Source organism: Exiguobacterium sp. TNDT2, from assembly GCF_003331145.1.
Taxonomy (GTDB): Bacteria; Bacillota; Bacilli; order Exiguobacteriales; family Exiguobacteriaceae; genus Exiguobacterium.
The window spans coordinates 1-19,379 of the sequence record NZ_QLVE01000058.1 but is presented as its reverse complement, the minus strand read 5'-3'; the positions used below and the strand labels follow the sequence as shown (position 1 = coordinate 19,379).

Genomic DNA, 19,379 nt, shown 5'->3' with positions numbered 1-19,379 from the left:
GATTTACAGAGAAAACTTATAAATAAACCTGAACATTACGTTACTAGTTATAACTATCTTTATACCTATCCATTTATTCTCCATCAAGAAAAAAGATACTTCCCTTTACCTCATACGTTGACAGAAGCAGTTACAACCTCCCTTTTGACAAGGCTTACAGCAGGGAATAATGATCTGAGATCAAAGTTTGGTAAGTACGTTCTCGAGTCATATTTAACACACATAGTAAGTCTAGGTAGTTTCTTTGAAGAGTGTATCGAAGAATACCCATATAACTTTAAAAGAAATCAAAAAAGAACCGTCGATTTGATGTTAAGGAAACAGGACTTAGCACTACTAATTGAATGTAAATCAATAGTGCCTCAAAGAGGATTACGTAATCTCAATGAAGGTGACATTGAAAGAACCATTTTACGATTAAGTGAAAACATGATTCAGTTATACGGGAATGCTACCATGAAGTTTGGCAAAGAATATCATCCCTTTGACGAACGAAAAACCTTTGAGTTAAGTGATACATTTGGAATAGTGATTATGTTAGAAGATAGTTTTATTCGTAGAGAAGAAATATATAAAAAAGTCGCACAAGAACTGGATTTGGATATAGATCAATACAACCATCTGTGCTCGAATTTCAAATTTATAAGTTTATATGAGCTTGAACGAATTATATTTGAGGATTGGGATTTGTTTGAGCTATTAGGGAAGAATAAAGTGAATCCTCAAGCATGGTTTGATTTCACTCTCATTCCTATAGAAATACGTAAAGAAGGATTAAACACACATTTGAAATCGTTCATTGATGAATTGAATAGAGAGTTAACAAATTTTGTAGATGTACTTCACAAAGAAGGAATTATTAAGTCCTAACGCATCTCAAAAAACATCTTAGTCTTATTGTCTATACAACAAAATATAGAAAGGAGGTGGGTAAATGACAAAACATTCCGGTGGAAAGGTAGGAAAGGCGGGGAAGACATTAGGTAGTAAAACGTCTTCGAAGAAACAAAAAAGTAAAGCGGGAAAAACTTTAAAAAAACATCAAGACGATAAACATTAAAAATGTCCCCTAATTAGGATATATAACCGAATGTTTTACGATTAACATTCGGTTATATAAAAGGATGTTCATGTGTTTAGAAACTAGTGTTTAATACATTAACTATCAAACTTTTTATCGTTAAAAAAGTCATTTAATGAAATATTCAATCCAACGCAAAACTTTTGAATCGTACTTACCTTCGGATGTTTTGTTCGTCCGCTCATCAGCTCTGAAATCGTAGCTTGATTCAATCCACCTTTTTGAATCACTTGATGGATTGTCATATTATGTTCTGCCGCGAGCTCCTTCATCCGCTCGACAATTGCCTCATTCAGCTCCACTTGCTCACCCCACGATCAAAGTACTCTCTTCATCACTTATTCTTTATGAATCCTTCTATTCCTCTACCCTACCACAATCTCTTGAAATCAAAATACTTGTCATTATTTTCTATAATCAACACGTTATTTTTTTACAGTTGTGCTACAAAACCAAAAATATTGAGTTACTGTTGCCTATAAACCTTTATGTAGAGCGGATTCGACAAGAATCGTCAATTGTAAAATTTCTGACATATCAGAAAACTGATGATTTTTATTTCTATCCCTGTTATATTGGAACCAACAAAAGGAAACATCTGTTTGGTCGCCGCTCTGGTTTACAGAAAGGGGAAGGCTTATGTATCGATTCGGGGAGTGGTTGAAGGAGAACCGCCGGCTCTCGGGCTGGTCACAGGTCGAACTATCCGAGAAGACACTCGGGGAAATCTCACAGCCCGCCATCAGCCAGTATGAACAGAACCGCTCGGTGCCGTCGATTGCGGATATCGACCATCTGGCCCGCGCGTTCGGGCATACGCTCGCGACGGTGCCATGGGACGCCATCGACTTCGGGTACGGAGCGAAGCGTTCCGTCACTAAGCTTGAGCGACGCCGGTTCGACCTGAAGGAACTCCCGCAGGCCGACTCGGTGCGCACGTTCGACGGGAAGACATACGAACTGCACGGTTTCATCGGTGTCGAGAAGGCAAGCGGTGAGGCGGTCCAGTTGACGCAACTCTATTACCGGATCCGCACGGTCGTCTGTGACGCCCACGTGCTTGCCAAACGCAAGAACCCGGACGACGAGCTCATCCACGTCAAGAAACGGAAAAGAGTTCGACAGTAATCGACATCGACGCAGCAGCACATCCTTAAGGATGGTCTCCTCCAATCACATACCGGCGTATCCCCCACCAGTGACCGGGTGGGCGGGATCTACGCACAGATGGTTCGGCGAGAGTCGCCTAAAACTCGCCATAAGGTCACATCATCGTTCCGGGTCATCGAAAAACCCTGTACAGTTCCTTTGATTCATAAGGAGCGGAGTTCGTGGGGGAACGGCTAGAAACCCACCGCACCGAATCCGACTGTCCTTAATGATGTGCTGCTGCACATCAAGAAATCCAAGGAAGGAAGTGTGTACTGTGGCATCAAAGGAACAGAAACAGAACCGTAGCTTCGCCGAGAAACTCTTACGCATCCGTGGGAAGGACTATGAGGAATGGCTCGACGAACAACATCAACAAGTCATCCAGGACAACCAGGAACTCATTTTGGAGGCACTCGAGGCGAAGCTCAGCTTCAAGTCACCGGCGCACCAAGATTAAGGAGGGAACGACATGGGACTCAATGAGACAGGGCTCAGCTTGCTTCAGTTCTTCCAGGGACTCGCCGTCATCGCCGCGGCCATCGCCTTCGCGATCGGGGGCTTCTACTTCATCTTCGGCGGGGATCGGGGCCGCTCGAAGGCCGTCGGTTGGCTCGTCGGCGGTGCTGTCGGCTTGATCATCGTCATGGGCGCGTTCACGCTCGCTGAAATGGTCGACCAGAACATCAAATTCTAATGCACATTCGCGCAGCGTTCCAATCGGAAGGCTTTTTTTGTTGCTTGAAACGAGAGGAGGAACGAGATGCTGTTTGTACGATTCACCGACGTGCCGGACACACGGATCCAGAACTATGAGCGGCTCACCTTCGTCGAGGCGGTCATCGCGACCCATGACCTGTACCAGGCACGGAGCGAGGAAGGGAAGAGCTGTTCCGGTGACTTCCGGCTCTTCGACCAAAAAGACGAACTGCTCTATCGGGGGACGTTCACGTTCGGAAATGAAGGCACCTATCCGAACCTATACCATCAGGTGAAGGACCGGGTACAACGGATTCGGACAAAGAAGGAAGATAACGCAAAGAAACTATGGCTCCTCGACGAGATCGAGGCCGAGACACCGGATGACTATAAGCGCCAGTTCGTTAAACCAATCACAACCGTCTCGTCGACCTATCAGTCGAAGCTGACCCGACTACAGCGCCGCCTCATCTACGGGACGGCCACAGCCGGGATTCTCTTCACATCGTTGTTCACTGCCACGCAATGGTTCATCGACAAGGAGGCACACGCCGAACAGGTGACCGGTGGCGAACAGACATGGTTGGATGCTTACGAACAAGCGCTCCAAGGCGAGGAATCCTCGCTCATCGATTTACTAGAACGGAAAGACCGGTCCGAGGAGGAGGATTCCCTATTGGCCGACCTCTATTTGGCGGAAGGAGAAGACCTGAAAGCACTTGAGCTCACGGATGACCTGATCCTGATCGAGACGAAGCTGGCCGCGCTCGATCTATCCGATCAGGAGAAACTGGAACGGCTCCAGGACTTCCAAGCGTCACATCCGACCGAAGAGGGCGCATTTGATATCGCCGTACTGGAACGGAATCATGAGATTGTGGCCAAGACGAAAGACGTGGAGTGGACCGCGCCCCGCGTCTCGGCGAAAGTGACTGCCTATCTCTATCTAGGAGATATCGAGTCCGCGAATGAATGGGCGTCCAAGACGAACGACCCTGCCGTACAAGAAAAAATCGACAACTATCAAGATAGTACGGCCACGATCGACGGACTGAACGAGAAACTAAAGAAAACTTCTAGCAAGGACAGCTCGGCTCGTGAGAAGATTCAAAGCGCTATCGCTGCTGAAGAAATTGACTTGCAAACAATTCTTTATTCAGATTAAGGTAGGTGAAATAATTGAGAACTCAGTCTCTATCACCACGATTTCGGATACGTCTGATCTTCCCCGCCCTGTTCTGCCTGTTGGTGTTGCCGGTCGGGATTTTTTATCTGCTGAACGGGGTCTACAACATCATTCGACAAATCATGACCCCAATTCTAAAAGAAGGGCTTTTGGTCGGGGCGACGATTCCGACACTCTCCCCCTCCTTGTTCTTGGAGGTGGGTCTTCCCTCTTCGACCGTCTTAATTGGACTGATGGCATTCAGTCTGTTCATCGGACTTGTCGTGTTCGGCAAGGTATGGCTGAACTTCCGGGATCTGCGAAAGAATCAAAAAGGGAGCGCCCGCTTCACCTCATTCGATGAACTGAAGCAACAGTACCGCCGCGTCCCGGACCGGAAAAAGCGGTATGACGGATTGGGCGGTGTCCCCGTCGGACGGGTCAAAAACGAGTTGTTCATCGATGACTCGCCCGTCAACAACTTGGTCATCGGGACAACCCGGTCCGGGAAGGGCGAGACGTTCGTGTTCTCTACAATCGACCTGTACAGTCGAGCCAGTGATCAGGCCAGCCTGATCATCAACGACCCGAAAGGCGAGCTCTTCGCGGCCTCGAAAGAGACGCTCGAGCAACGCGGTTATCAGGTCGAGGTGTTGAACCTGATGAACCCGCTCCAATCAATGTCGTACAACCTGTTGCAACTGACGATCGACGCATTTCTCGAGGAGAACTATTCGCTCGCCCAACAGTATGCGCGATCGGTCGCGTTCATGTTGTACCATGATCCGAAGGCACGGGACCCGTTCTGGGCCAACTCGTCAATCGACCTGTGTACGGCGCTCATCCTCGGGCTCTGTGAAGAGGCGAAGGACACACCGGAGAAGATCAACATGTACAACGTCGCCCTCATGCTCTCGGACTTAGGGTCGCGGACGGTCATGACGCGACAAGGGCAGGAGATCTCCGCGCTCGACGAGTTCTTTCAACGGTTCCCTGAGAACCACCCGGCCCGACTCCAGTTCGCGACGCTCCACTTCTCCGGTGGCCAGACACGAGCAAGTATCCTGGCCAACACGAATGCGAAGCTCGGCATCTTCACGTTGAACGGGACCGGGAAGCTGACGTCGATGAACTCGCTCGACATGCGACGCATCGGATTCAACCGATGGATCAGTGGACGGACCGAGCCTTTGACACGACTCACGTTCACGTTCCCCGATGGGACGATCCATGCGCTCACGACGGACGACGATGGCAGCTTCATCGTATACCACGCGTCGTCACTTAGAACCGGAGACGCCGTTCAAATCTTGACCGACTCAAGCACTGCGACAATCCAGCTGAAAACGCATGATGAGGAGAGCGGTCGCTTCCGCTACTACATCGACGGGACGATACAGATTCGTGAGGTAATGCACCAGCTCCGTCCTGTGGCGGTGTTCCTCATCGTCCCGGACTATGACCCGACATTCAACGTCATCGCGTCGCTCTACATCAAACAAGTGTACACAGCGCTCGCTCGGGTCGCCTCGCAGACGAAACAAGGCAAATGTGAGCGCCAGGTCGTCTTCTTACTCGATGAGTTCGGCAACATGCCGCCAATCGAGGGCATGGCCAACATCATCACGGTCTGCCTTGGCCGGAACATGCGCTTCAATCTCGTCATCCAAGCCTATTCCCAGCTCGAGAACCTGTACGGGGAGGACTGGAAGACGATTGACGGCAACTGTGGGAACACCCACTATCTGTTGACAGCGGACGAGTCGACCGCCGAACTGATCTCGAAGAAGCTCGGTGAGGCGACCATCGTCACGAAATCCCGGTCCGGACAGACGTTCTCGCTCAAGAAATCGAAGACGGAGAACGTGGACGGCCGTCGGCTCATGACGGCGACCGAAGTCATGGGGTTAAAAGAAGGTGAGATGCTTATCATCCGTGTCATCAAGCGTCAGGACACGAAGAAGCGACGCATCCAGTCGTATCCAATCTTCCTGAGCGGCAAGACAGCGATGAAGTACCGCTACGAATACCTGGCGGACAACTTCGACACGGACCGTTCCCTGCATGATATCGACATCCCCTGTCGTCACGCCGGTCTCGACTTCGAACAGATCCGCGTCCGTTTCGCGAAGCAAGAAGACGAAACGGATATCAGTATTCCATCGAATCAGGAAGATAAGTCCTTGACGGTACGTGACGTGCTACAGGACAGCATCCTCCGCTCGATGTTCGAAGGACATGACATCGGCGGAATGCCCCTCCCCGAGTTCGAGACGAACCTGAACCTAGGAGTTTACGACGTCACCGACAGCCAGAAGAGCTTTTTGAGCACGATGATCGCGAAACGACTCGAAAAACTGAAGCAAGGCACACCGTAGAGAGGAGGCCGAACCCATGGCCGAGAGTGCGAGAGAGAAGCGAATCCAGAATGAATTACGTGTCGTCGCGAGGATCATCGAGACGCAACGCGTCCGCCTCGAACGGGGCGACGTGCTCAATATCCAGACGACTGACGGCTTTCTGACCGTCTATCAGGACGACACCTCAGACACCCCGAAAACTGTTACACTAATAGATAAGTTCGACTTCCGCGTCAACCTAAAAGTCGCGGATCTATTGAAGGGGAAAATCGTCTGACGGAGGGGTAAACGTTATGAGGAAAATCTTGATTGGTGTCCTATTTGGAAGTTCGTTACTTTTAGCATCGTGTGGTGCCGAAAGTTCGAATTATCTTTCTACGACTTCTGTTGAAGAAATTGCAGATATTAAAACTGAGCAAGAAAGTGCATACCTTCTTGTAGACAGCGACAGTCAAGGTAATGAAGGGGCTTACGTTGATACTGTGCGAAAAGTCGCCACGGAAAAAAAGAAAGATGTTCTCTTATTCAATCCATTTCAGCCTAATGGGGAAGATCTTGAAGAACGTTCTACCCAAGAACATCCTGAACTTAAAGGTGGCAGATTGTACGAGATGACTGATGGTAAAATCAGTCGTGAATTAAATGTATCTGTCCTTACAGAAGATGAATTAAAGGATCAAGTCACTAACTTCATTAAATAGCCTCTGAATGGAGGGATTCTATGGGTGATAACGAAGTCGTAAATAAGCTACAAGAGTTCACTGATATCCTTAGTCTCAGTACACTGGTACTGGATGCCCTCCGCTCAATGGGTTGGATTTTAATACGTGGCTTAGCAGTGTTGATTGACGGACTTGAAAAAGTGACTGACAGCATATTACTAACTAAAACATTTTTTAATAACTCTCAAGTGGTTGAATTCGTTTCTACGATTCAACCTTTTTTGTACGTTCTTTTAGCTGCTAGCTTCCTATTCACGGGTTACCTCATCATTTTTCAAAAGAAATTTGATCGAGAAGGATTTTTAATCAATCTGTTTATCACGTTGCTCATTCTCGGACTATTATCTCCAACGATGACGCAAGTAAGTGAATTCAGTGATACCGCGATTGATTTTACAACTCAAAACTCTGGCGAAAACTCTTCCAATGAATCGATATCAAATCAGATTTTACGAGAAAACATTCATGATTTGATTGAATATGATCGAAACGATTTTTCCGGTTTGGAAGGTGAGGCTTTGAACTCTCTGCCTCAAAGTCATTTACGAAATATCGATATCAACGAGGTATTCGATAGTAATGAATTTCGCTTGGGAAGTACTGGCGAACAAATCTCTCAGTCCAAACTAACCTGGAATGGTGAAACGATGGGAACCTCAAAACTCGACCAAGGTGGCGTCGAATGGAACAACCAGTATTACTACCGCTATCAGCCGAACTGGTTGACCATCTTCGTGACGCTCGGGATGATGGGCTTCACGCTGTTCTCGATCGCTTATAAACTGGCACGTCTCTCGTTCGAGCTTGCCTTCAACTATGTCTTGGCAATCCTCGTCGCACCGGCCGATCTGCACAGTGGTCAAAAGACGAAGAAGGTCATCCAGAGCATTCTGAACACGTTCCTTGTGATTATCCTGATCTTCTTCTCCATCAAGCTGTACACGATCGGGACTGCCTATCTCGCGGAGACGTTAGACGGGTTCGCCTATCTGATCGCCCTCATCGCCTTCTCGGTCGCATTGATTGACGGGCCCAACATGGTCGAGCGGCTATTCGGAATCGATGCGGGGCTAAAACGAGGCTGGGGTGTCGCGCTCGGCGCCTATGCCGCCGGGAAAGGCGTGACCTCGGTCGGTGCCCACGCGGTATCGAAGGTCGCGCGTGCCGGACAAGGCGTACCGAAGATGCCGTCGCTCCATGAAGCCGCGACGGCTCGGATGGATTCAAACGCCATTCGTCAGAATGGTTCCCCGCTTAGTGCGGCGAGCCAAGCTCCACAAAGGATGGACAATGAGCGACAGATTGATTCGAATGAGTTCGACCAGGCGAATCAAACCGCCAGTCGCACGCAGACCGACCAAGAGAATCCGACAAGTCCGAAGGACGTTGCGCAACCAATCAGTGGTCAAGAATCAGAACCGGAAGCGCTAGGCTCTCCAAATGTGAAGGAAGCGTCGGGTCGCACGTCTCCTGAATCGATTACCGAACGTGCCGACCATCCAACAACGTCATCGGAGACGCAAAGACCGGAGTCGATTCACGACCATTCAAGTTCTGGTCATTCTCCAGTCCCTGCTTCGTCGACTCTCGAATCGGTCACCGGGTCCACCGATACCACATCCGGACCAGGCCATCGTCACAATGAATCAGTAGACAGAAATGACGTAACGACACCGACACCTCATGAAGCATCACATTCAAGCAACTCATCCTCGTCTTCGTCCTCTACGACGGGTTCGAATGATGCGACAACAGAGAAACGCCAAGGACGCGCCCGACGGACCATCCATCAAGAGACCGTGCTCGACGTCGAGACCGAAGTCATCGAACAGGTGCGTGAGAGTCAGACTCACCGTCATAGCCAGCACCAGGAAGAGTCGCGACGGATCTATCCGACCTCGCCGCCTAAACCTGACTACACCAAGAAGAAGGAGTGATGACCCATGCGCAAATACCGGATCCCGAACGAGGTCACGACCGAACTGAAGATCAACAAGATGCTCTATCTTCATGACTTCCTATTCCTCGTCGGGCTCATCGTACTCCGGCTCGTGACGCTCCCGTTCATCCCGTCGGTGCTACACATCCTGTTCACGGTCTTCCTCGTCGTATTCGGTCTGTTCATGGTACTCCGACCGGCGACGAACCCGCAGAAGCGGATGGTCCACGCGCTCTATTACGCGCTCATCAAACGGAAAGACACCTATCTCGCGCTCGACGCGCACACGAAAGGACGTGATTGAGATGGCTTTCATCGAGGAGTCGCTACAAGAACCGAGACGCACGGGCACCTGGCTTGACGAACAGGACGTGGTCGAGAAACGGAAAGTCAAAGACAAGGTCGTCGTCAAACCGACGGTCGCCGAACTGATGCCGGTCGTCGACATCACCGGGACCGAGGCGTTCGAGATGCGCGACGGGACCTATCTCGACATGGTCCAACTCACCTCAAAGGACATCTACTCCTTGAATGAGGAGGAAAAAGACCATGACGTGTTCTCGCTCGCCTATCTTCTGCAAGCGTACACGCACCCGCTCAAGGTCGTGCCACTGAACACACCGCTCAGTCTCGAGCGGCAGAAGATCAGCATCGAGCGTCAGATTCGACAAAATCAGACACCGGCCTACCTACCCTTTTTACTCAAAAAGAAGCAGGAGCTCGAATACCTCGAGGAGCATCGCACCAATCGCGATTATCTCCTCTTTTTTTATGCCGATGACGAGCGGACGCTACGCGAGCGGAAGACACACCTCTATAAACTGCTCCGCCGCTCGAATCCGATGCGCGAGCTGACGCTCAATCAGAAGGTGCATGTGCTCTATCAATTAAACAACCCGAACACGAAACCGCAACTCGACGCCTGAAGAAAGGAGTGACGCGCATGTGGCAGCGCCTGCGTGAACGACTGTCCAAACAACAGGACCCTGAGACCGTCAAGATTGAGAAAGGCTATAACCCCGACGTCATCGCCAAGATCCAGCCGCAGGGCGGCATTAAGTTCGACGCCAACTTCGTCCGGCTCGGGGACGGCTACCTGTCGTGTCTCCATGTCTACAAATATCAGTCGCTCGTCTATGACTACTGGCTCGAACCCATCCTGAACATGCCCGGTGTTTTGACGACACTCGACATCGGGACGGCCGACAAGCGTGAGATCATCCAGACCATCAACAAATCGATGGCCGAACAGAACACACGCTTTGAAAACGCGAAGGACAACATCGACCGCATCGACGCCCGGGAGACGTATAAGGAGCTGAACGAGCTCTACGAACAGATCACCCAGGGCGAGACGATGAAATATCTGCACCTCCGCCTCTATGTAAAGGCGAAGACGCTCGACGCGCTCGAGGTGAAGGTGCAGGAAGTGATGGAAGAGCTCGAGGCCCGAAACTTCCGTTCGACGATCTTCCTGAACGAACAGGAATGGGAATGGCAGAGCCTGTTCACGAGCTATGATCAACAACAAAAGCTCCCGAACCGGCGCCGTGGCAAAGAAATCCCGTCCCTCTCCATCGCCGGTGGTTATCCGTTCCATTTCACGTCACTCCAAGACGCGACCGGGACGTATTACGGGACGACCGACACGAACGGAAGCGTCATCTTCGACCTGTTCCATAAGGATAAACAGCGCAAATTCTACAATGCGCTCATGATCGGCAAGATGGGGTCCGGGAAGTCGACGCTCCTCAAGAAGACGGTTCTCGACCAGGCGATCAAGGGCAACAAGATCCGCATCCTCGACGTCACGGGCGAGTTCTCCGACCTCGTGCGTCAGCTCGGCGGGAAAGAGATCGCGCTCGACGGGTCGGCCGGGCTCATCAACCCGCTCCATGTCTATAAAACGGTGACCAATAACGACGGCAGCGCCAACGAGGCACTCTCGTTCATGCAGCATCTGTCGAAGATGGCCGTGTTCTATCACTACATCAACCCGGCGGCGACACAGGAAGAGACGAACGAGTTCGAGATCCTGCTCCGGGACTTGTACGTTCGGCACGGGCTCTGGGACGAACAGGGCGAACTGCCGATCACGACGCATCCGGCGAACCGGTACCCGACGTTCTCTGACTTCTTGAAACTCGTGCGTCGTGAGCTCTACACGGACGACACACGCACCTCGATCAAGGAGGCGATCAGTCCGAACCGGGTGCGGCGTCTCGAGAACATCGAGCTCGCCGTCACGAACCTCGTCCATAACTACGGCAACATCTTCGACGGGCACTCCTCGATCGACCGGTTCGACGAGGAGCTCATCGTCTCGTTCCCGCTCCGGAACCTGACGAGCCTGCGGGACGAAGTGTTCCAGGCGCAGGTGTTCTCACTCATGAACATGCTGTGGGACGGGATGATTGCCAACGGCTCGAGTCAACTGAAAGCCTATAACCAGGGCGTGCTCCGGACCGAGGAAGCATGCAAGTACCTCATCGTCATCGATGAGGCGCACCACTTGATCAACACGCGTGACATCGCCCAGCCGGCCATCCTGTATCTGCAACGCTGCATGCGCGAGGCGCGCAAGTATTTCGGCGGCATCTTCTTCGTGTCGCATCTGATCACCGACTTCGTACCGGCCGGATCGAAGTCCGAGAACGCGGAGAACGTCAAGTCGCTCTTCCAGTTGACGCAATACAAGATTATCGGCGAGCAGGACGCGGAGAGCATCCCGATCATCCAGACGGTGTTCGACGGGCAGCTCTCGAACTCCGAGATGCGGATCATCCCCTCACTTGAGACGGGGCGTGTCGTCCTGAGTATCTCCGGTGTGCAGAACCTCATCTTTGACGTCGATGTCGCGCCCGAAGAGCTCGCCCTGTTCGGTGGAGGTGCCTGATGTGGGCGGCCGCGAAACGGACGGCCCGCTTCGCCGTCACAGCGAAATGGCAGCTCGCGACGCTCAAGTGGCGGCTCATCCTGCTCGGCATCGCGGCACTCGTGTTGTTCCTGGTCATCCTCGTTGTCGGCATCCTCGACACGCTCACAGGTGTCCAGAACGAACAACCGACCGACGTCACGTTCGACACGGCGGGCGGTCTTCAAGTGAGCGACCAGGTGCTCCAATATCGGGGCTTGGTCGAATCGGAACTGTCGAAGCACGGACTGGCCGAACAGACGAACCTCGTACTCGCGCTCATGATGCAGGAGAGCGGCGGACGCGGGAACGACCCGATGCAGGCGAGCGAATCGAAGTGTGGACGCATCGGATGCATCACCTCCCCCGAGGAGAGCATCGTCTACGGCGTCGAACATTTCGCCTCCGTTTTCGAACGGACGAACCGTGACGTGCAGCTCACGTTACAGAGTTACAACTTCGGCGGCGGCTTTATTGACTATGTGCAACAGAACGGAGGACGGTACTCGAAAGAGCTCGCCATCTCGTTCTCGCAGATGATGTACCAGCGCGTGAAACACACCGGCATCTATCGTTGTCATCGCCCGAGTGCGGTCCAGCACGGTGCCTGTTACGGGGACATCGAGTATGTCGACGCGGTGTTGAAATACCTCGCGCCGATCGCCGTCGCCGACGGGGTCGTCACGAAAGAATTGTTGTCGGGATTACGTTCCCCGCTCGCCATCCCACTCAACGTGACATCACGTTTCGGGTGGCGCGTCGTCTTCGGACAACGGGACAACCACACCGGTATCGACTTCAGTTGCACCCCGTCCGACACGATCCATGCGGTCAAAAGTGGCACCGTTATCTATAGTGGGAACCGCGGACCGTACGGCAATCTCGTCCAGGTCCGGCACGACAACTACATCACGGCGTACGCACACTTAAGTCGTCTCGGCGTCCAGACGGGACAACAGATCGACGCTGGGCAGGCGCTCGGGTACTGTGGCACGACCGGCCGCTCGAGCGGGAACCATCTACATTTCGAGATCAAGACGAGCGAATGGTCCGGTCACATCGACCCCGCCCCGGTCTTCGGATTTTGAGTCATGGATGTATGGAAAGGAGGAGGAAAAATGAACTTCACCGCCCGTCACCTCGCGTATCTGTTCGGGGTACTGCTCCTGATTTCGATTGCGGCGAACGTCTTTTTCTATCAACAAGTGACGGCTGTCACGAGTACTTCAGACACGAATCAGACGGAAAATGAGAGCGTCACTCACTCTGAATCGGCAAACTCTGAAGAGTCGTCGTCGGGCACTGAACAAGTCGTCGCTTCGACGGAGACAAAACGAATGGAAGAGCTGGTGACACGCGCGACGCGCTTCGTCGAGTATGCCTTCACCATCACGAAGGACAGTTACACGACCCAGAAACGACAGGCGAAAGACGTCATGTCGGAAGAACTCGTGGCCACACTTTTCGCCGCTGATGGCAGCGATGTCGGCACGTTCGAGACGACCGTCCGCGACATTGAGGTGTTCCCTTCTGTCTCCGGAGAAGATTGCCTCGTACGGTTCGAACAGCAGCTGTGGATCACCGAGACGGGTTATGAAGAGACGACGCAAGAACTGTTGGCCCTGACGTTCGAGTCCATCGACGGACGTTTGGTCGTCACCGAAATGGAAGATCTGACACCGGAAGGAGGGATCTAGATGCGACGACAAACGCGACGGCGTCTCACCCAGAACGTCTCCCGGTTCTACCTCGGACTCGGCGTATTCTTTGTCATCGGCTTCCTCTTTTTCGGTACTTCGTCGTTCTTCTTTGCTGAAGAAGCACCGGTCAATGAGACGCCGATCAACGAGGCAATCCGTCTCTCGAACGGGGAGACCGTGACGCTCCACGCGTCCAGTTACGATACGGAGGCCAAGACAATACGCATCCGACTCTCGCTCGATGAAGCACCAGATAACACGAACAATCATCTCTTCCTCTATGTCTATAAGGCACGTCCGGATTCCGAGAAGGAAGTCATGGTGCTGTATGACCGGAACGATCAATACGTGCTCGAATTGAAAGATGTTCCGAGCGACTTCGACCAGCTCGCTGTCCGGATTTACGGATTGGATGAGTCACAATCAATCGACACACTCACATCCGAGGAACGGGAGAACAGTTTGTTGACGTCACTCTATGCCGACCGCCGGACCATCGAACAGGCGAGCCACACCTCATCTGACGAGACAACTTTCACGAGACTATTCGTCGAGGACGAGCTCGCGGAGACCGAGCGGCATTTGGAAACAGCACAGCAGTCAGTCGAAGCGCAACGGCAACAGATCGAGCGACTCGACCGTGACAAAGAGGAACTCGAAGACGAACTTCCCTACCTCTCGCTCGACGAACAGGTCGAACAGGAAAACGAAATCTTCGATCTCGGTCGGAAGCGTGACGAGCTCACACTTGAACTCGAAAAACTCGAACAATCGGTCGAAGCGCTCGAAGAAAAGCACGACAAGTTACGCGTCCGGCTCCGAGAACTGTCAATTTAAGTGGCACATTTTGTGCCAAATCGCTGGTTTCACTGGCACATTTCGTGCCGTTTTCGGACTTTTGATGATATCACGGAAACCCCAGGCTCTGCCTGGGCTATCACGACAAGTGATAGCAGTTTCCCCTTATGCTCTTTGAATCAGTTTTTAAGACGCCGGCAAAATACAGCCTCTAGAAAGGTGGTCAGGCAAATGGATCTGTTACTCCGCGACATCGACCCCGTCATCGTGAAGCAGATCGATGAGTGGGCGAAGGAACACAACCGCTCCCGGCAACAATATTTGAAAGAACTACTCGCCTCCTGGTGCGCGAACGGCATCCAATCGACGCAGGTCGATCGACTCGAACGACAGCTCGAGGCGAACACGCTGCACTTAAAAAGGAGCGCGGACGAGCTCGCCGCGGTGACCCGTTTGTTGAACGAGGTGATGCAGGATGCGTGAGACACCGGGCGTCGTCATCAAGTCGAAGTTTAAGGTCCCGGGCACGAAAAAAAAGTCGCGTCGCTACACGACGTACCTCGACTACATCAATCGTCCGGACGCGAAAGACAGCCGGGAACAGTTTGAGACGTATCAAAACTATATGGAAGACGAGACGAAATCGAGTGGTTTGTTCACACGCGAGGACGACCGGTTGAACCACGAAAAGCGTCGCGCCGTCCGCGACATCTTCAAGCATGCGCAAGAGAACGGGAGCATCCTCTGGCAGGACGTCATCTCGTTCGACAACACCTGGCTACTAGAGACCGGTGTGCTCCACGACGACCTCGTCGACGAGAAACGGTTGATCCAGGCGACGCGGAACGCGGTCGAGGCGATGCTCCAAAAAGAGAAGATGGTCCATGCCTACTGGACCGGTGCGGTACATTACAACACCGACAATATCCACATTCATGTCGCAATCGTCGAGACGAGCCACATGCGCGAGCGCGGCAAGCGAAAACCACAATCGATCGAGCTGATGAAGTCGAAGGTCATCCATTCCCTCGCCGACCGGACGAAAGAACAGGAGAAACTGAATGCGTTCATAAGAGACGAACTGGTCGCCCATAAACGGAACCGAAAGATTCCAACGCTCCCGAACCGTGTCCTGCATCCCGAGCTCGTCCGTCAATTCAAGGACATCTATGAGCGGTTGCCGGAAGACAAACGACAGTGGCGCTATAACATGAACGGGATGCAGCCGCTCCGTGAATCGCTCGACCGTCTGACTGACCGTTATATCGACATTCACTTCAAATCAGAGTTGCAAGCCTTCAACGCGCGACTCGAACAGGAGGTGTCGTTCCATCGTCGTAGCTACGGCGACACGGAGAAGGCCGAGCGATACCGGACGACGAAGCGACAGGACCTCTATACCCGGATGGGGAACGCTATCCTCTCCGAGATGCGCGACTTGTCAATAGAACAAACGACAGTTGAGAAAGATGGAGCCCCCAAACATCCGGTCAGACGCGCATTCAACCAGCAAAAGCTATTCAACGAATCACTCTACCGGCTCGAGCGGCACATGAACGACGAGTTCGAACATCTGAAGAATCAACGCGCTTTCGAACAGTTGGAACGAGACATCGAATATGGAAAGTGAGGGAGGACGATGGAAGAGTTGAGACAAATCCGTCTTCGCTTGAAACCGGAGACGGTCACATATTTGGAGGAGTTCTCCGACGACAAACGCTTCGGTCATCTTGGTCAGGTCATCGACCATATCGTAGACGAGCATAGACAACTGACCGACGAGAAGTGGGACATGCAGTTCCTCACCCGCTCGATCAGCACACAGGTCTCTCGTCATATCGAAGAGTTGGTGAACGAGCAGATATCGACGGAACTCGAGCGGATCCGACTCGCCGCGAACCGCTCCGACCGCCACGGGCAGATCCTGACAGAGCTCCTGCAGGCACTCATGCAGACCGAGGGCATCGAGGACATCATGACGACGGACCAGTTCAAGCCGACGTTCCTCGCGACGGCGGAACGTGTCGTCCAGGAACGTATCGAGCATCAAAAACAGAAGAAGGACACTTTAACTTTTGAGAGAGGATGAATCTTATGCGACCACTTGACCGTCCCTTCACGATGGGACAACTGTTGACGCTTCAATCTGATACCGTCACGGTCCTCATCTATGGAAAACGGTACGACATCCCGGTGTCCGTTTCCGAGCACCAACTTTTGACCGCCATCGCGCAAGACGAGATCGTCTTGCTTCCCATCAATTTCGAGCGGACACGGCTGTTACTCGACATACCGGAATTATCGCCACAACTCGAACGTGAACTGAACGAATTTGCGGATAGTGATGAATCTGTCACCGCCTTGTTGAAGGAAGGAGTCTGACACGATGGCCAAGATGAAGACGAACGAAGAGCGGAAGGCCGAGCTCGAGGCCTTGACCGAACAAATGGGAAAACAGATCGACAGCTACTTCGAGAGCCCGGAAAAGATTCGTGAGCATCTACAGTTCCTCGGCAAGTTCCATCAATACTCGATGCGGAACGCGGTCTTGATCGAATCCCAGTTCCCCGGCGCGGTCGCGGTCGGCTCTTATCCGTTCTGGGAGAAGCAAGGCGCACAGGTTCAAAAAGGTGAACGTGGCATCAAGGTGTTCGTCCCGAACCCGGTGACGTACGCCTTACACAAAGATGAATGGGTACCGCTCAGCAAGGCACCGAAGTCGATCAAGGACGGCGTGAAACAAGGGCGAGTCCCGTCACGCAAGATGATGTATTTCAAGATTGGTCACGTGTTCGAGTACACACAGACCGACGCGCGCGAGAAAGGAATCGAGGTCTCGGGCATCTTCAAACGGTATCACCGGGACGGCGGGCTCGAGAACGAACAAGACATCCGTGACGCCTTGACGACGCTCGCAGATGCCCGGAATGTGACACTATTGGAGGAACCGCTCGACGAAATCGGGACGGCGAAGGGTTGTTACTATCCGGAACTACATGCGATCGCCTTGAACCCACGAAACACGTCGATCGAGGACATCAGCGTCCTGATCCACGAGCTCGCTCACGCGGAGCTACACAACCAAGAGCGGAATTTTGAACGCGATCAACCGCTCACGGCGCCCGAGAAGGAGTTCCAAGCCGAGATGGTCGCCTATGTCGTCTCACATCAACTCGGGTTCCCGACGGACGATTTCTCGCTTTCTTATCTGGCCGGCTGGACGAAAGACAAGGAGCTCCTCGACAAGGAACAACTGTTGCAGGAAGTCCATCAGACGTCCGCAGCTTTTATCGACCATATCGAATCACATTTAGAGAAGGTGAACACCTTGCAACAAGAGAAAGAGCAGAGCCCTCTTGATTACCTTGAACAGCTGGAGCGGCGCATGGGATGGAAAGACGCTGACCTCAGTCTTTATGAACGAGTGCATGCCGTACAAAGTGTGTTTCCCGAGGAAGTGGAGCCCTATCTGAACGCAAAAGCGGCCCTCGAGACGAACCTGAAAGTGGATCGCGTCGATGAGCCGCTCATGTATATTCACGGTATGGGTCTCGGGTTTCAGCAGTTCGGCATCACCAATAATCATGACTTCAGTGAAGACCAGGTTGTCGCTTATACAATCGCCTTACCGAATCAGCCATTGGTCAGTGGTCACTTCGACCCGGAAAGTGCCGTACATCCTTTACACCATCTTGAAAAAACCAATCGTTTGGAGAGACCGGTCCTGAAATCGCTTGAAAATCACTGGCATGACGTGTTGTTAGATGAAGAACAAAAGTCCCTTTCAAGAATTTCATTGTTTAACATCGAAAGACTCTGGTGACATTCGTGGGTATGATGATTTAAAAATTCATACCCTTTTCAATTTCAGAGCGCTGCCATTGCTTTTACCTCATACATTTTGTGTAAGCATATGAGCAGCTGTTTCACGCATATCTTGTAGGTCAGATATCTCTGCGAATTCAGCTACAGTTATTGCGCTGGTTGTTAACAACTCAATTATATGCTCGTCCATTCTTGACCATGTTCTTCCGCCTGCATTATCGTAAGCATCGAGTAACTTTGTCAAACCATCCTTACCAAACAGTAATAGATGTGATAGAAAATCCACAGATGTGTCCGCAATACTAATTTCTGTCCAATCTATCAAACCAGAGACCTCAAAATTCTTATTTATTAGTATGTGGCCAGGGTGTAAATCCCCGTGGCTTACACCTACATGCGATGGCCATAGCGAATCATTCGCCAACCATTCTTGCCAACGCTCCCATAGCTCTGAATTCACATGATACTTCTGTCTCACCTTCTCCATCCGTATCTTCATTGAACTGTTTAAATCTCTAGCATATAGAGTTTTGATACCGATTTCTTTGAAGTGTCGATGTGGTAATGTGTGTAGTTCTGCCAACACTTTACCTAATGACTGATAGTAAGATTGTGGTGTATTCTCTTTGTCAAAACTCCAGATGTAATCTTGTTGCTCTACATCAATTGTTGCAACCGGAACACCATCTAATTGCTTATACGCAATTAGTTCATCATCAAAAATTGACCAATTTGGAACTTGAAAACTCACATGTTCTTCCATAATTTCTAGTGCCCTCTTTTCTTTCAAGGCGCTCCTCATCGAATCTAATCTTCGAGGAATTTTTAGTATCCACTTGCTACCAAGCGTATCTTTTGCATAAGCAACCTGAAAATCAACACCCGATTCATTTACCACAATGCTATTCTCTAACACATCTAATCCTTTATTTTTTGCAAGCCGTTTAAATTCGTTCATGATTTGTTCCTCCAATTTTTATGTTGTGCGATAAGCAAGTGAAATTTATGCATTTTTAATACTTTTTCA

22 protein-coding genes and 1 pseudogene are annotated in these 19,379 nt (G+C 51.5%); 21 read left to right on the top strand and 2 right to left on the bottom strand.

All coding sequences use genetic code 11. The features are described from left to right. Both DPV68_RS14905 and DPV68_RS15160 read left to right on the top strand, forming a co-directional pair. Nucleotides 1-870: pseudogene (locus DPV68_RS14905) on the top strand (hypothetical protein); the annotation flags it as partial. A gap of 64 nt (nucleotides 871-934) precedes the next feature. Next, complete coding sequence (locus DPV68_RS15160; protein WP_255418328.1) at nucleotides 935-1,060, top strand: hypothetical protein; 126 nt, start codon at nucleotides 935-937, stop codon at nucleotides 1,058-1,060. Nucleotides 1,061-1,158: 98 nt separating this feature from the next. Here DPV68_RS15160 and DPV68_RS14630 read toward each other — a convergent pair whose 3' ends face one another. After that, nucleotides 1,159-1,383 carry a helix-turn-helix domain-containing protein gene (locus tag DPV68_RS14630; protein WP_114167498.1) on the bottom strand — a complete coding sequence of 75 codons (225 nt, stop codon included), beginning with the start codon at nucleotides 1,381-1,383 and terminating at the stop codon, nucleotides 1,159-1,161. A gap of 337 nt (nucleotides 1,384-1,720) precedes the next feature. Between DPV68_RS14630 and DPV68_RS14625 the strand changes: the two genes are divergently transcribed. From DPV68_RS14625 to DPV68_RS14535, 19 genes are all read left to right on the top strand, one after another. Then, complete coding sequence (locus DPV68_RS14625; protein ID WP_114167497.1) at nucleotides 1,721-2,209, top strand: helix-turn-helix domain-containing protein; 489 nt, start codon at nucleotides 1,721-1,723, stop codon at nucleotides 2,207-2,209. Between the two features lie 298 nt (nucleotides 2,210-2,507). Then, on the top strand, nucleotides 2,508-2,690 hold the full coding sequence (locus tag DPV68_RS14620) for a hypothetical protein (protein WP_021065836.1): 183 nt from the start codon (nucleotides 2,508-2,510) through the stop codon (nucleotides 2,688-2,690). 12 nt (nucleotides 2,691-2,702) lie between these two features. Next, nucleotides 2,703-2,927 carry a hypothetical protein gene (locus tag DPV68_RS14615; protein WP_012390467.1) on the top strand — a complete coding sequence of 75 codons (225 nt, stop codon included), beginning with the start codon at nucleotides 2,703-2,705 and terminating at the stop codon, nucleotides 2,925-2,927. A 66-nt stretch (nucleotides 2,928-2,993) separates the two neighbouring features. Next, nucleotides 2,994-4,094: a hypothetical protein gene (locus DPV68_RS14610; RefSeq protein ID WP_114167496.1), complete on the top strand. Its 1,101-nt coding sequence runs from the start codon at nucleotides 2,994-2,996 to the stop codon at nucleotides 4,092-4,094. An 86-nt stretch (nucleotides 4,095-4,180) separates the two neighbouring features. Further along, entirely contained in the window at nucleotides 4,181-6,472 is a 2,292-nt protein-coding gene (locus tag DPV68_RS14605; RefSeq protein WP_198662338.1) for a VirD4-like conjugal transfer protein, CD1115 family, read from the top strand. Between the two features lie 16 nt (nucleotides 6,473-6,488). After that, the gene (locus tag DPV68_RS14600; RefSeq protein ID WP_012390470.1) at nucleotides 6,489-6,731 is read left to right on the top strand and encodes a hypothetical protein; all 243 of its coding nucleotides are present in this window, start codon (nucleotides 6,489-6,491) and stop codon (nucleotides 6,729-6,731) included. A 16-nt stretch (nucleotides 6,732-6,747) separates the two neighbouring features. Beyond that, nucleotides 6,748-7,155: a hypothetical protein gene (locus DPV68_RS14595; protein ID WP_114167494.1), complete on the top strand. Its 408-nt coding sequence runs from the start codon at nucleotides 6,748-6,750 to the stop codon at nucleotides 7,153-7,155. A 20-nt stretch (nucleotides 7,156-7,175) separates the two neighbouring features. Beyond that, nucleotides 7,176-9,113: a pLS20_p028 family conjugation system transmembrane protein gene (locus DPV68_RS14590; RefSeq protein ID WP_370447083.1), complete on the top strand. Its 1,938-nt coding sequence runs from the start codon at nucleotides 7,176-7,178 to the stop codon at nucleotides 9,111-9,113. A 6-nt stretch (nucleotides 9,114-9,119) separates the two neighbouring features. Beyond that, nucleotides 9,120-9,419, top strand: coding sequence for a DUF5592 family protein (locus DPV68_RS14585; RefSeq protein WP_114167492.1), 300 nt, complete (start codon nucleotides 9,120-9,122; stop codon nucleotides 9,417-9,419). A gap of 1 nt (nucleotide 9,420) precedes the next feature. Continuing rightward, entirely contained in the window at nucleotides 9,421-10,041 is a 621-nt protein-coding gene (locus tag DPV68_RS14580) for a hypothetical protein (RefSeq protein ID WP_114167491.1), read from the top strand. 17 nt (nucleotides 10,042-10,058) lie between these two features. Continuing rightward, entirely contained in the window at nucleotides 10,059-12,011 is a 1,953-nt protein-coding gene (locus DPV68_RS14575; RefSeq protein ID WP_198662337.1) for a VirB4 family type IV secretion system protein, read from the top strand. Continuing rightward, nucleotides 12,011-13,117: a lysozyme family protein gene (locus DPV68_RS14570; RefSeq protein WP_114167490.1), complete on the top strand. Its 1,107-nt coding sequence runs from the start codon at nucleotides 12,011-12,013 to the stop codon at nucleotides 13,115-13,117. The genes DPV68_RS14575 and DPV68_RS14570 overlap by 1 nt, the downstream gene beginning before the upstream one ends. Nucleotides 13,118-13,147: 30 nt before the next feature. Then, on the top strand, nucleotides 13,148-13,726 hold the full coding sequence (locus DPV68_RS14565; RefSeq protein WP_114167489.1) for a hypothetical protein: 579 nt from the start codon (nucleotides 13,148-13,150) through the stop codon (nucleotides 13,724-13,726). Continuing rightward, on the top strand, nucleotides 13,727-14,566 hold the full coding sequence (locus tag DPV68_RS14560; RefSeq protein WP_114167488.1) for a coiled-coil domain-containing protein: 840 nt from the start codon (nucleotides 13,727-13,729) through the stop codon (nucleotides 14,564-14,566). It abuts the gene before it with no gap. 192 nt (nucleotides 14,567-14,758) lie between these two features. After that, nucleotides 14,759-15,010, top strand: coding sequence for a hypothetical protein (locus tag DPV68_RS14555; RefSeq protein ID WP_114167487.1), 252 nt, complete (start codon nucleotides 14,759-14,761; stop codon nucleotides 15,008-15,010). Further along, the gene (mobP2, locus tag DPV68_RS14550; protein WP_114167486.1) at nucleotides 15,003-16,157 is read left to right on the top strand and encodes a MobP2 family relaxase; all 1,155 of its coding nucleotides are present in this window, start codon (nucleotides 15,003-15,005) and stop codon (nucleotides 16,155-16,157) included. The genes DPV68_RS14555 and mobP2 overlap by 8 nt, the downstream gene beginning before the upstream one ends. Nucleotides 16,158-16,166: 9 nt before the next feature. Further along, nucleotides 16,167-16,616, top strand: a complete 450-nt coding sequence (locus DPV68_RS14545; RefSeq protein ID WP_114167485.1) for a hypothetical protein — start codon at nucleotides 16,167-16,169, stop codon at nucleotides 16,614-16,616. Between the two features lie 5 nt (nucleotides 16,617-16,621). Next, nucleotides 16,622-16,909 (top strand): hypothetical protein, encoded by a 288-nt coding sequence (locus tag DPV68_RS14540; RefSeq protein WP_114167484.1) that lies wholly within the window; start codon nucleotides 16,622-16,624, stop codon nucleotides 16,907-16,909. Between the two features lie 4 nt (nucleotides 16,910-16,913). Then, nucleotides 16,914-18,350: an ImmA/IrrE family metallo-endopeptidase gene (locus DPV68_RS14535; RefSeq protein WP_114167483.1), complete on the top strand. Its 1,437-nt coding sequence runs from the start codon at nucleotides 16,914-16,916 to the stop codon at nucleotides 18,348-18,350. A gap of 69 nt (nucleotides 18,351-18,419) precedes the next feature. On the opposite strand, the gene mphN is transcribed toward DPV68_RS14535, so the two are convergent. Next, nucleotides 18,420-19,310 carry a macrolide 2'-phosphotransferase MphN gene (gene mphN, locus DPV68_RS14530; protein ID WP_114167482.1) on the bottom strand — a complete coding sequence of 297 codons (891 nt, stop codon included), beginning with the start codon at nucleotides 19,308-19,310 and terminating at the stop codon, nucleotides 18,420-18,422. Nucleotides 19,311-19,379: the final 69 nt, after the last annotated feature.